General features: G+C 50.6%; 12 protein-coding genes, 1 tRNA gene and 1 pseudogene. 2 read left to right on the top strand and 12 right to left on the bottom strand.

The window, feature by feature from the left end:
* Nucleotides 1-33 precede the first annotated feature (33 nt).
* Nucleotides 34-507 (top strand): 5-(carboxyamino)imidazole ribonucleotide mutase, encoded by a 474-nt coding sequence (purE, locus tag CKO12_RS01580; RefSeq protein ID WP_200153078.1) that lies wholly within the window; start codon nt 34-36, stop codon nt 505-507.
* A 61-nt stretch (nt 508-568) separates the two neighbouring features.
* Here purE and CKO12_RS01575 read toward each other — a convergent pair.
* The 3 genes and pseudogenes from CKO12_RS01575 to CKO12_RS01565 form a co-directional block, all read right to left on the bottom strand.
* A tRNA-Lys gene (locus CKO12_RS01575) sits at nt 569-644 on the bottom strand.
* Between the two features lie 37 nt (nt 645-681).
* Nucleotides 682-1986 carry a cobyrinic acid a,c-diamide synthase CobB gene (locus CKO12_RS01570; RefSeq protein WP_200153077.1) on the bottom strand — a complete coding sequence of 435 codons (1305 nt, stop codon included), beginning with the start codon at nt 1984-1986 and terminating at the stop codon, nt 682-684.
* 69 nt (nt 1987-2055) lie between these two features.
* Nucleotides 2056-2418: pseudogene (locus tag CKO12_RS01565) on the bottom strand (cobalamin biosynthesis protein); the annotation flags it as partial.
* Between the two features lie 138 nt (nt 2419-2556).
* Here CKO12_RS01565 and mutS point away from each other — a divergent pair.
* Nucleotides 2557-6222, top strand: a complete 3666-nt coding sequence (gene mutS / locus CKO12_RS14815; RefSeq protein ID WP_242466152.1) for a DNA mismatch repair protein MutS — start codon at nt 2557-2559, stop codon at nt 6220-6222.
* A 67-nt stretch (nt 6223-6289) separates the two neighbouring features.
* Here mutS and typA read toward each other — a convergent pair whose 3' ends face one another.
* From typA to CKO12_RS01515, 9 genes are all read right to left on the bottom strand, one after another.
* A complete protein-coding gene (gene typA, locus CKO12_RS01555; protein WP_200152978.1) occupies nt 6290-8107 on the bottom strand; it encodes a translational GTPase TypA in 1818 nt (605 codons plus the stop codon).
* 180 nt (nt 8108-8287) lie between these two features.
* Nucleotides 8288-8977, bottom strand: a complete 690-nt coding sequence (locus CKO12_RS01550; RefSeq protein WP_200152977.1) for a hypothetical protein — start codon at nt 8975-8977, stop codon at nt 8288-8290.
* 61 nt (nt 8978-9038) lie between these two features.
* Nucleotides 9039-9212, bottom strand: coding sequence for a type II toxin-antitoxin system HicA family toxin (locus tag CKO12_RS01545; RefSeq protein WP_200152976.1), 174 nt, complete (start codon nt 9210-9212; stop codon nt 9039-9041).
* Nucleotides 9209-9400: a type II toxin-antitoxin system HicB family antitoxin gene (locus tag CKO12_RS01540; protein ID WP_200152975.1), complete on the bottom strand. Its 192-nt coding sequence runs from the start codon at nt 9398-9400 to the stop codon at nt 9209-9211. The genes CKO12_RS01545 and CKO12_RS01540 overlap by 4 nt, the downstream gene beginning before the upstream one ends.
* Nucleotides 9401-9503: 103 nt before the next feature.
* Entirely contained in the window at nt 9504-9701 is a 198-nt protein-coding gene (locus tag CKO12_RS01535; protein WP_200152974.1) for a type II toxin-antitoxin system Phd/YefM family antitoxin, read from the bottom strand.
* A 12-nt stretch (nt 9702-9713) separates the two neighbouring features.
* Nucleotides 9714-9953, bottom strand: coding sequence for a type II toxin-antitoxin system RelE family toxin (locus CKO12_RS01530; protein ID WP_200152973.1), 240 nt, complete (start codon nt 9951-9953; stop codon nt 9714-9716).
* 400 nt (nt 9954-10353) lie between these two features.
* Nucleotides 10354-10557 carry a type II toxin-antitoxin system HicA family toxin gene (locus CKO12_RS01525; protein WP_200152972.1) on the bottom strand — a complete coding sequence of 68 codons (204 nt, stop codon included), beginning with the start codon at nt 10555-10557 and terminating at the stop codon, nt 10354-10356.
* A gap of 108 nt (nt 10558-10665) precedes the next feature.
* Nucleotides 10666-11076 (bottom strand): hypothetical protein, encoded by a 411-nt coding sequence (locus tag CKO12_RS01520; RefSeq protein WP_200152971.1) that lies wholly within the window; start codon nt 11074-11076, stop codon nt 10666-10668.
* Between the two features lie 234 nt (nt 11077-11310).
* Nucleotides 11311-12069, bottom strand: a complete 759-nt coding sequence (locus CKO12_RS01515) for a hypothetical protein (RefSeq protein WP_200152970.1) — start codon at nt 12067-12069, stop codon at nt 11311-11313.
* Nucleotides 12070-12155 lie beyond the last annotated feature (86 nt).

Raw genomic sequence — 12155 nt, 5'->3', positions numbered from 1 at the left:
AAGCAACCGGCTTCGGCACAGGTTGGCATCATCATGGGCAGCGATTCGGATTTGCCGGTGATGCGTGAGGCCGCAGCGATTTTGACGGAATTTGGCGTGGCGTATGAGATGACGATTGTCTCGGCGCATCGCACGCCGCGGCGGTTATATGACTACGCGGCAACCGCTGCTGCTCGCGGACTGCACGTCATCATTGCGGGCGCAGGCGGCGCGGCACATTTGCCGGGCATGGCGGCTGCGCTCACGCCGTTGCCGGTGATTGGGGTGCCGGTGAAAAGCACCTTTTTGTCCGGCGAGGATTCGCTGCTGTCGATTGTGCAGATGCCAGCCGGAGTGCCGGTGGCGACGGTGGCGATCAATGGCGCGAAAAATGCTGGCATTCTCGCCGCGCAGATTCTCGGCGTTGCTGACCCGGCGTTGCGCGAGCGGATCGTGTGTTACAAACAGGAGTTAGAGCTGTTGGTGCTGGATAAGGCGGCGCAATTGGAAGGCGCGACCACGCAATAAATCGGCACGATCATTATTCAAGCCACAAAAAAAGCCGCTGAAATCAGCGGCTTTTTCAATATGGTGGGTCGTGTAGGATTCGAACCTACGACCGATGGATTAAGAGTCCACTGCTCTACCAACTGAGCTAACGACCCGGCGTTGAGGCGCGGAATATACCCGCCTGCCGTCAGTTCAGCAAGCCAACGCCAGCGGCGCAGGTTGAAATAATGCCGCCGCTGCTGCTGGCGCTGACGGAAAATAGAGATGGAGATAGCTCGCTCGCACCGCGCCCTGTTGATAAAACGCCTCGCCGCGTGCGCCATCGCGCTGCCGCCGACTGAAGCCGAGCGGCACCAGCGCCGTCTCCAGCGTGGAATGATGAAAACAATGCCCGCGTAAACTGCCCAAAGATGTCGCCAGTTCCTGCATTCCCAGCCCCGCCACTCGCGTTTGCAATTGCCCGCGCCCGGCGAGCAGCCCGACCATTTCCGCGCCAGCACCAGCTTGATCGCGCAAAGAATCAAGCAGATACAACATCCCGCCGCATTCAGCATAGAGCGGACGACCAGCAGCAACGTGCTGGCGCAGCGCCGTTTTCATCGCCGTATTGCCCGCCAGCGCCGCAAGATGCAATTCGGGATAACCGCCCGGCAAATAGATCGCGTCTGCGTCAACTGCCGCATCCGTCAACGGCGAGAAAAAATGCAGCGCCGCGCCCAGCGCCGTCAATGTGCGCAAATTATCGGCATATAAAAATGAAAACGCTGCGTCGTGGGCAACGGCAATCCGTTGTCCCGTCAGCACTTGCGGCAGTGCTGGCGCTGGGAGCGGCGCTTGAAATCGCACCGGCGCTGGCAAACTCGCCAACGCAGTTGCCGCAATTGCATCCGCAGCCGCATCAAGCCGCGCATCGAGATCGGCGATTTCCTCCGCCTGCACCAGCCCCAGATGACGGCTCGGCAACACCGCTTCTGGCAAACGCGGCAAGGTGCCCAGAAATGGCACCGTTGGCGGCATTCCCGCTGCGATCATCTCGGCATGGCGGGCGCTGGCGACGCGGTTGGCGATCACTCCGGCACATGCCAGCGTCGGGCGATACGTCGCCAATCCCAGCGCCAGCGCCCCGAACGTCTGCCCCATGCCTCGCGCATCAATCAGCGCCGCCACCGGAATGCCGAATTGCGCAGCGAGATCGGCACCAGATGGCATCCCATCAAACAAGCCCATCGCGCCCTCAATTAAAATCAAATCCGCCGCACGCGCCGCCTGATACAGCGCCCGCTGACAGTCTTCTGCGCCCACCATCCACATATCCAGCGGCAGCACTTCGGCACCGCTGGCGCGGGACAAAATCATCGGATCAAGAAAATCAGGCCCAGTTTTGAACACCCGCACCCGTCGCCCCAGCCGCTGGTGATAACGCGCCAACGCCGCGACAAACGTCGTCTTGCCTTGCCCGGACGCAGTCGCAGTCAGAAATAGCGCCGGGCAGAGCATTGCGTTGTCAGTTGTCAGTTGGCAGTTGGCAGTTGTAGCGAGCGGCGATTGGCACAGCGCCACTGCGACCGTCACCGCCTTGCCGTCAGCGCCGTGAGAAATGCACTTTTCCAGCAACAACGTCTGGCTATTTGCCGCCAGCAGCGCCGCCGCTTCCGCCACGCTGGGCGTTGCCATTTCCGCCGCTACGCGCTCCGACGGATTGGGCACCGGCACTGTCGCCAGTTGCGTCGATGAATACGCCCGCAGCGGCCAGCCCCGCGCTGCCGCCAGCGCCAGCAGCGCCGGTTCCGTCGCTTTGCACTCATGCGTCGCCAACCCGCTCACCTGCACCGCGCCGACCTGCGCCAGCGCCGCATCCACCGCTGCCGTCAGCGTCGCCACCGTCATGCCGCGCTGCCCGCCAATTCCGACTATCACAATTTGATTCATCGCTCGCCACAACTCATTATAATCAACTTGTAACGCCTCATTGGGTGATGAGGCGTCGTATTCAATACCTTTTAATCGTTTTCACTGCCACAGTTTTTTTATGCAATGACCAGTCATTTATTCGCTAACCATACTCCCATGATGCAGCAGTATTTGCGCTTAAAAGCCGAATATCCGCAGGTATTATTGTTTTATCGCATGGGCGATTTTTATGAACTCTTTTTTGAAGATGCCCAACAAGCTGCGCAATTGCTTGATATTACCCTCACAAAACGCGGTCACGCCGCCGGTCAAGCCATTCCAATGGCAGGCGTGCCGTATCACGCGCTGGAAAGTTATCTCGTTAAATTGGTGCGCAAAGGTATTTCTGCGGCAATTTGTGAACAAATCGGCGATCCCGCGACCAGCAAAGGCCCGGTAGAACGGCGCGTGACCCGCGTCGTCACGCCCGGCACCTTGACCGATGAGGCGCTGTTGGAAGAGCGCCATGACAATCTGTTGCTTGCCATCGCCGAGGGTAAAACCGGCTGCGGGCTGGCGTATTTGGAACTCTCCAGCGGACGCTTTGCGGTGTTGGAAGTCGCCACCCGCGAGGCGTTGACCAGCGAGCTGGAGCGGCTGCAACCGGCAGAAATTCTGCTCGATGAAGACAGCGCGTTGCCGACGGAGCTGCGGCTGGAGCGCGGCATCACCCGCCGTCCGGCGTGGCATTTTGATCCCGATAGCGGCGAGCGCCTGCTGTGCGCCCAATTCGGCACCCGTGATCTCAGCGGTTTTGGCTGCGCAGCGCTGCGGCTGGCGGTTGGCGCAGCGGGTTGTTTGCTGCAATACGTCCGCGCCACCCAATGCGCCACGCTGCCGCATCTGCGTGGCTTGACCACCGAGCAACGCGATGACGCGCTGCTGCTCGACGCCGCCACGCATCGCAATCTCGAAATCTCCGCCAGTTTGACCGGACGCCCGGCGCACACGTTGCTGGGCATCGTTGATCGCACGGCGACGGCGATGGGAAGTCGCTTGCTGCGGCGCTGGCTCAAACGTCCGCTGCGGGCGCAGGAGATCGCTGGCTCGCGTCATCAGGCCGTCACGGCGCTGCTGGCGGCGGAAGCGAGCGTGACCGAATTGCACACAACGCTGGCGGGCAGCAGCGATATTGAGCGCATTTTGGCGCGAATTGCGCTCGGTTCGGCACGTCCCCGCGATCTGACTGGCTTGCGCGATTCGCTGGCGCTACTGCCGGCACTGCGGAAACAGTTGGCGGTGCTGACGACGACTGCTGCGCCGTTATTGGCGCAAATCGCTGCCGAGCTGGGTGAACATTCCGACGTGCTGGAATTGCTCACTCGCGCCTTGCTCGCGCAGCCGCCGGTGTTGATCCGCGACGGTGGCGTGATCGCGCCCGGTTATGACGCCGAATTGGATGAATTGCGGGCGCTATCGGATCACGCTGATCAGTTTTTGCTGGATTTTGAAAGCCGCGAACGCGCTCGCACTGGCTTACCGACGCTCAAAGTTGGCTACAACCGCGTGCATGGCTATTACATCGAATTGGGTCGCGCCAAAGCAGAACAGGTGCCGCCTGATTATCAGCGCCGACAGACGCTAAAAGGCGTCGAACGCTACATCACCGCCGAATTAAAATCGTTTGAAGACAAGGTGTTGAGTAGCCGCGAGCGGGCGCTGGCGCGAGAAAAAATGCTGTATGAAGCGCTGCTGATGCAATTGACGACGGCGTTGGAGCCGCTGCACACCACCGCTGGCGCATTGGCGACGCTTGATGTGCTCACTAATTTGGCGGAACGGGCGGCGACGCTGCATTGGCAATGCCCTGAATTCACCAGTACGCGCCAGCTTGATATTATTGAAGGGCGACATCCGGTTGTGGAACGCATTTTAGATTTACCGTTTGTTGCCAATGATTTACAGCTCAACGCAACGCAACAAATGTTAATGATTACTGGGCCAAATATGGGAGGGAAATGTTTAGCCGCCAATACTTTCATTTTTACATCACAAGGGCTGATGTCACTCGCAGCATTAAAACCGCATTGCGCACCGGAACATGATTTTGCACCTTTAGCGCACAACGTCATTGTTAAAAGTTTACACACACAACAAACTGCGACACATTTTTATTCTGGTGGTATTCAAAAAACCATTAAAATCACCACTGGGTATGGGTTTAGTTTAAAAGGAACTGCCGAACACAAAGTACGCATTAAAACCGACAATGGTGATGAACAGTGGTGTTGTTTGGGTGATTTACGCGGTAACGAAATCATCATTATTGATCGGCATATCGACTTGTGGGGCAAAACTGTTGCTATTCCTGCATTGCCCAAAATTCGCAATCTCAAAAAACAGTATCCGCTACCGAATAAATTGAGCAGCGATTTAGCTTATTTAATGGGGCTGCTTATTGGTGATGGGTCATTGATTTATAAAAATTATCTGGACTTCACGAATGCTGATCGTGACATCACGGACGCCTTTACGAAAATTTGCGCAGATTTATTTCATTATACTGTCGTCGAAACACCGCAATATCGGTATCGGCTGTGCAGTCTGCAAATCAGAATGTTTTTTGCGCAACTAGGTTTGGAATATGTGAATTCGCTGCATAAATACATTCCAGAGAGTATTTTGATTGCACCAAAAGAAATAGTCGTCGCTTTTTTACAAGGCTTATTTGATACAGACGGAACAGTAGACAATCGTTATGGCAACGTTGAACTCTCTACATCTTCTTATCAAATGGCAACCCAGGTGCAGTTAGTTTTATTAAATTTTGGCATCATTGCTGCGTTGAGAACGAAAAAAACAACCTGTCATCCAAACTACATTATTTGTATTGATGGCGAAAATGCAATTCTTTTTCATCAGCGCGTTGGTTTTCGCTTGACTCACAAGAAAAAATCAGCAGCTTTGCCTGATGCAGAACTAGAAACACTTTATAAAAACAACTATTTTTACGATCATATTGTCAGTGTAACTGCGCAAGATGCTGAAGTGTTTGATTTAAGTGTGACACAAGAACATGCTTATATTGCAAACGGATTCGTTAGCCACAATTCAACATACATGCGCCAAACAGCTTTAATTGTATTATTGGCGTATAGCGGCAGTTTTGTTCCCGCGCAAACGGCACGCATTGGCCCTATTGATCGCATCTTTTCGCGGATTGGCGCTTCTGATGATTTAGCGGGCGGGCGCTCTACATTCATGGTAGAAATGGAAGAAACCGCCAACATTTTGAATAACGCGACGGCACAAAGTTTAGTGTTAATGGATGAAATTGGACGCGGCACCAGCACCTTTGATGGGTTATCGTTAGCATGGGCGTGTGCAGTGGAATTAGCGACCCGCATTGGCGCATTGAGTTTATTTGCAACCCATTATTTTGAATTAACGCAATTAGCAGACACGCACTCTGGAATTGCGAATGTGCATTTAGATGCAGTTGAGCACGGGCATTCAATTGTCTTTTTACATCGCGTCCACGCGGGCGCAGCCAGCCAAAGTTATGGTTTAGCAGTGGCGGCGCTGGCGGGAGTGCCGCGAGTGGTGATTGAACGAGCGCGGGCGCGGTTGCGCGATTTAGAAGCTGGAGCGCGGCGACAAGCAGAACGGGAACCGCCACAATTGCCGTTATTTACCGCGCCAGAATCACAACCTGCGCCGCAGCCAGAATCGGAATCTCCATTGCATATCGCGCTGCGTGAATTAAATCCTGATGAATTAACGCCGCGTGACGCATTGGCGGCATTATATCGACTGCGGGCGTTATTGAATGAAACCAAGTAAATGCGCCACACATAAAAAAGCCGCCAAACTGGGGCGGCTTTTTTATTTAACACAACATGCTGAACAGCTAAACTTTAATGCGGGAACTGCGTTTGCGCTCGTTCTCAGTTAAATGACGCTTGCGCACCCGAATGGCTTTCGGCGTGATCTCCACCAATTCATCATCTTCAATAAATTCTAACGCCTGCTCCAGCGTAAACTTAATCGGCGGCGTTAATAAAATGTTCTCATCCGAACCAGCAGCGCGGATATTGGTCAACTGCTTGGCTTTCAACGGATTGACGGTCAAATCGTTATCACGCGAATGAATGCCAACGACCTGTCCTTCATAGACTTCTTCACCGGGTGAAACCATCATGCGCCCGCGTTCTTGCAAACTAAATAACGCATAACCCAAGGCTTTGCCGGTGCCATTAGAAATCAATGCGCCATTGCGACGCGGCGCAATTCCGCTCTGATTTGCCGGACGATAACGATCAAAGATATGATATTTCAAACCAGTGCCGGAGGTCAGCGACATGAATTCTGTTTGAAACCCAATCAAGCCGCGTGACGGAATTTCATAATCCAAACGCACCCGCCCTTTACCATCTGGAATCATATCTTTTAATTCGCCGCGCCGTTCACCTAACGCCTGCATAATTGCGCCCTGCGCGGTCTCATCAATATCAACCGTTAATTGTTCATACGGTTCGCAAATCTGCCCGTTAATTTCACGGAAAATCACTTCAGGACGCGATACCGCCATTTCATAACCTTCACGGCGCATATTTTCGAGCAGAATGGATAAATGCAATTCACCGCGCCCGGAAACTCGAAACTTTTCGGGATCATTCCCTTCTTCAACCCGCAGCGCGACGTTATGAATTAACTCGCGTTCTAAACGATCTTTTAATTGCCGCGAGGTCAAGTATTTGCCGTCGCGCCCACAAAACGGCGAAGTATTTACTTGAAACGTCATGGTCACGGTCGGCTCGTCCACCGTCAGCGCCGGCAGCGCGTAAGCGTGATCGGGATGGCAGAGCGTGTCGGATACGTTGGGCGCGTCGATGCCGGTCAGCGCCACGATGTCGCCCGCCGATGCCGAGGGCACTTCGTAACGATCCAAACCTAAGTAGCCGTAAACTAAGCCAATTTTGGCTTTATAACGTTCGCCATCGGGCTTGACCACGACGACCTGTTGATTGGGACGCACGCTGCCGTGACGGATGCGCCCGACCGCAATCGCGCCCACAAACGAGTTGTAATTGAGCGTCGAAATTTGCATTTGAAACGGCGAATCGGGATCGACCTCTGGCGCGGGGCAATGCTCAACAATCGCCTCAAATAACGGCGTCATGTCGCCACCGTTGACGGTGTTGTCTAGCCCGGCATAACCGTTGATGGCGGAGGCGTAAACGATTGGAAAATCAAGCTGTTCATCGGTCGCACCGAGCCGATCAAACAGCTCAAACACCTGATCAATCACCCAATCGGGACGTGCGCCGGGGCGGTCAATTTTGTTAATCACGACAATCGGGCGCAGCCCGTGCGCGAACGCTTTGCTGGTCACAAAACGGGTCTGCGGCATCGGCCCTTCCTGCGCATCGACCAGCAGCAACACGGAATCCACCATCGACAACACGCGCTCGACCTCGCCGCCAAAATCGGCGTGTCCGGGCGTGTCAACGATGTTAATGCGGTAATCATTCCAACGAATGGCGGTGTTTTTCGACAGAATTGTGATCCCGCGTTCTTTCTCCAGCGCATTGGAATCCATCACGCGCTCCACCGGGCCAAAACGGTCGCCGAGGGTGCCAGACTGCTGTAAGAGCTTGTCCACCAACGTGGTTTTTCCATGATCGACGTGGGCGATGATGGCGATGTTGCGAAGAGTTTCGATCACGAGGGCAAGCTCCAAAAAACGGTCACAAAAGAAAAATTTAGGCTTAAAAATCAGGAATTTAGCGGTACACCGCTGGGGATGTTGCCAAAATGCGGGGCAACTAGCGGGGTAAGTATATGCTGTTTGGCGTCTTTAGGCGGGAGCGAGCGCGTTTTGAGTGCTTGCGCAAGGTTGTCAACGTTATTTTGGCGACGTTGATTCGGCGTGTTGCTTGACTTTAACCAAACGCAAGCGCGTCCGTTTAGCCGTTTTGCGTTGATTCCATTCGCTGAGCCATGCGACGAGTTGCGGAATGACAGCTTCTAAATCGCTGCGTAACCAAAACCGTGCCAGCGTTTGTTTTGGCAGCATCAATGTGCGTTGATATAGCACTTGCAAACGATTTTCTTGCGTCCAGCGATTTAATTCAGTGAGAGAGCAATTGAGAATTTGCCGCGCTATTGAAGCAGTAACGCCTTGTTTTCGCAACGCAATTGCAGCGTGTCGTTCAGCAGGCGTACCTAATTTATCTCGTTGCTGAGGTGATAAACCTGCTAACCAGCGCGTTAAACTGCCATCGCTGCGGCATTGCTCAACCATGTCGCGCAGTAATTGCTCATCATCAATCGTTGGAATAAGGGTTTTTTGCGTTGTTTCCAATTGCCGCAATGCTTTTGTTGCGATTTGTTGTTCACGAATGATGATTGCTTGCTGCAAAGCGATTTGTAATGGCAACAGTAAAGCGGGAGACGCAATGAGCAACTGCTGCATCAATTCAGGTTGCGGCAGCGCGTGAACAAAATAATCGGTCAATTCGGGAATGGTTGCTCCGCGCTGCCAACGCAGCATGGCACGACGAGCAATTTTTGCGGGGTGGGATGATGAAAGCATGATAAAAAACAGTTGCTAAATTTACCGCATAGCGCAGAACTGAATAATTAAGCTAACTCGCTCAACTCAACTTTTTTAGAATGTGATTGGCGAGAACGTCTTTAATTTCGATATGTCGCGGCACAGGCTGTGATTCTTTGGTCAGCGGATTTTGATACCAATCGTGTTTACTGCCATGCCGGATTAAAACGCAGCCTATTCTTTGCAATCGAGCGATTAGTTCGCGTCTTTTCATGCGACTGCGAGTTCTCCAACATGACGCACAGACGGAATAGAATTATTAGTCAATTCTTGGTAGATGTCTCTTAGATTTTCCTGTAGCTCTTCTGGCGTATCTCCCTGCGTCATATAATCTGGATATTCTTCAAGGTATCCAAGCCACATGTCTTCATCTTGCCAATAAATATACTTAAGTGTTGTCATTGTTGCGCCTTTATAAACTTGTTAAGTATTGCGCCGTTTAGGTGTTGATTGCTGATGTTGGGTTGCTAAGAACGGCAACCCAATTTGCGCTGCTTGTTAGCTGTTATCGTAGGTCAAGTTCACTGATGACATCAGGCAAAGATGTTGATTTTTGTGTAGCCTCAGCTCGCTTGGCACTACGCAGATTCTTTATATCTTGATAGTCTTCAAGAACCTCTGTGAGCGCACGAAATTCTTTAATTGGAAGAATTGCGTATTCTTCGGCTCCGTTTTGTCCTATGAATTGCGGATGCAGATTCATTGATTACCTCTTTTAGTAAACGTGTTTTCGATTCATTACGCGATATACGACGATTGCAGATTCTTCGATCTCAAAAAGAACACGGTAGTTACCAACGCGAAGACGATACTCAGGAGTAAAGTTCGTTAGGCGCTTAATATCTCCGCTAAATTCATGTTCCAGTTGACTGAGTTTCTCCAAAATACGGGCAGCGTCCTGTTTCTGAAGACTGCGTAAATCTTTAATCGCTTGAGGTTTTAATTCGATCTTCATGCGCGATGTGCTTAATTTTTGGTGTTGCTGCTTTTAGCTAACGTCTTTGCTCACCGAAGTCGCACCTTGCGGTACTTTAATTACAATGGCGCGGTCTCCGGTGCAGCAGCCAGTTAGGTTCCGATTGATTGAATGTTGGGTTGTTAAAAGCAGCAACCTAACCTACGCTGCTAAACATTCTCTTAAGCGACTTCGCGCATAGGGCGAACTCGTGGCTCCGGAAGTGGTCGCTGTTCAGCGTTAAAGTGGCGGATTACATCCTCAACGACAGCGCAAAGCTCGCTATAAAGAGCGATAGGATCATCTCCATGTATTCCGGTGATGAGGTCAGGGCATCTGCCGATATAAACCTGATCTTCCTCACTCCAATCCACCCATTTATGATACTTATCGAACGCTTTCATTTGCTCACCATTTCAATTGCTTGCACGACATCTTTTTCTTGATATTGCTTCGCGTCATCACCTGACTGTCCGCTCACTGTCACTGCACCAAGGTATTTCGGGTGAACAAACTTTCGGTGCGATCCTTTTCCACCTCCAGTAATTTCCGTAAAGCCGGCGTGTTTCAGCCTTTTGAGCAAGTCACGAATCTTCTGTGGCACTGGAAACCCCATTTTCCTAACGAGTAGGTTAAACAACCTCGCTGGTATAGCGTTGCAGAATGAGCGCAGTGCCGTCTGCGTGGTTCAATGTTGCTAGTTGTTGGGTTGCTAAAAACGGCAACCCAACCTACGCTGCTTTGTTGTGCCATGTCCAACATGCTTAGTTAATGGTTCAACGCATTCATGAATGATCTCACCAGTCTCGATATCTATAACGCGCTCCACGTACTCGTCGGTATCTTTGTCAAACATACGTACTTTTTGAACCATCTTTTGGCGGTCATGACTGAATTCATAACCGGTAAACGACTCCCAGCGTATTTTTTTATTGCTTGGGAGAGATGGACGTTTGAGGCGTCCGTGCAGAGAATCGAATATGCGTAGACCATCAATGATCATCTCTGTAAAGGCGCGTGTAGTACTGCCGCAGCGTGGGCAGGGAATTCGTGGCGCAGCCGCCAAGTCGATGGATTCAAGCGATTCACCGCATTTCACACAGATGGTGCCAGAACAAGTCATGTCTTTTGACCCTAACGAGATTTCGACCTCGAATCTGAGGCTCAAGGCAAACTAAAAATTCGTCAACACTGACGAAAATAATTCATAGATGCTCCGATCAAACAGGAACCTCAATAAAAAAATAAACCCCCATTTTAGTTAGAAAGTGAGGGTTTTTAATTGAAAACTTTGAATAAGCATTGCGCCGTTTAGGTGGTTAATTGCCAAAAGCAGCAACCCAACCTACGCTGCTATTTATTCCAACATATTTTCTATATGCTTAAGCGTTTTTACTTCTTCGTTGAGCATTTCTAAGTAGCAATGTGAAAGTAGGTTGTTTTCTTTAACCTGACTAATCCTACTCTTGAATTGCTCAGTCCAGTTGTTGGGTGGAGTATAATTTAACGCAATTTTAAAAAAATCATCTTCATCGTTTATTATTCCAAAAAGCAGCCCAACAGCTTCTTCTACATAACCTAAGGTTTCCGCGATATTAAGTAGTAAACATTCTATTATTTTTTCGTTGTTTATTTCAGCTCTGATGTTCCACAAACAATAATACGTTACAATCCTAATGTCTGATTTCTTATGGTTAAGCAACGGAATATAGTTATATTTTTCATTAGTAAAAACCTTACTATTAAAATATAGATTAATAATAAAAAGCGGTAATTGTTGTGCAATTACATAGTAGTTTATTTCACCATGCTTATCAACTATTGTTCTTCTACAAATTTCAATTCTTTCATCAATCTTACTAAACTCGTTTTCCTTTATTCTTTCATAATTACAATAGAACAGATGAAGCAAAGCATTTGAATTACGCCTTAATGATTCATTAAAATAGTCGTGAGGCTCAAGTTCCTCAATGGTCTCTTCAATCTGCGAAATTAAATTTTCAATACATTTAGGAGTTACGCAGTTGACCAAAAATAGCTTTAGAATATAGTCGATCCACCACAAAATGATTGTTAAAATCGGCGCAGCACCTTCAATCCTACTGTTGTGCCGCAATCAATTTATTCTGGCTTGGCTATACAAAGATGAACGCTGCAAAATGTACCGAACAAGATTACATTCAGTTTTTAATCGCTACTCCG

The sequence above is a fragment of the Chromatium okenii genome, from assembly GCF_016583745.1.
Classification (GTDB): Bacteria; Pseudomonadota; Gammaproteobacteria; order Chromatiales; family Chromatiaceae; genus Chromatium; species Chromatium okenii.
Note: the sequence above shows the minus strand (reverse complement) of the source record. Positions and strands in the feature narration are given on the sequence as shown.

What these genes read in the sequence shown, in the direction of transcription:
- CKO12_RS01530 (WP_200152973.1), bottom strand. Translation starts at nt 9,953, where the DNA reads ATGAAGATCGAATTAAAACCTCAAGCGATTAAAGATTTACGCAGTCTT.
- CKO12_RS01550 (WP_200152977.1), bottom strand. Translation starts at nt 8,977, where the DNA reads ATGCTTTCATCATCCCACCCCGCAAAAATTGCTCGTCGTGCCATGCTG.
- CKO12_RS01520 (WP_200152971.1), bottom strand. Translation starts at nt 11,076, where the DNA reads ATGACTTGTTCTGGCACCATCTGTGTGAAATGCGGTGAATCGCTTGAA.
- CKO12_RS01540 (WP_200152975.1), bottom strand. Translation starts at nt 9,400, where the DNA reads ATGACAACACTTAAGTATATTTATTGGCAAGATGAAGACATGTGGCTT.
- mutS (WP_242466152.1), top strand. Translation starts at nt 2,557, where the DNA reads ATGATGCAGCAGTATTTGCGCTTAAAAGCCGAATATCCGCAGGTATTA.
- CKO12_RS01535 (WP_200152974.1), bottom strand. Translation starts at nt 9,701, where the DNA reads ATGAATCTGCATCCGCAATTCATAGGACAAAACGGAGCCGAAGAATAC.
- CKO12_RS01545 (WP_200152976.1), bottom strand. Translation starts at nt 9,212, where the DNA reads ATGAAAAGACGCGAACTAATCGCTCGATTGCAAAGAATAGGCTGCGTT.
- CKO12_RS01570 (WP_200153077.1), bottom strand. Translation starts at nt 1,986, where the DNA reads ATGCTCTGCCCGGCGCTATTTCTGACTGCGACTGCGTCCGGGCAAGGC.
- purE (WP_200153078.1), top strand. Translation starts at nt 34, where the DNA reads ATGGGCAGCGATTCGGATTTGCCGGTGATGCGTGAGGCCGCAGCGATT.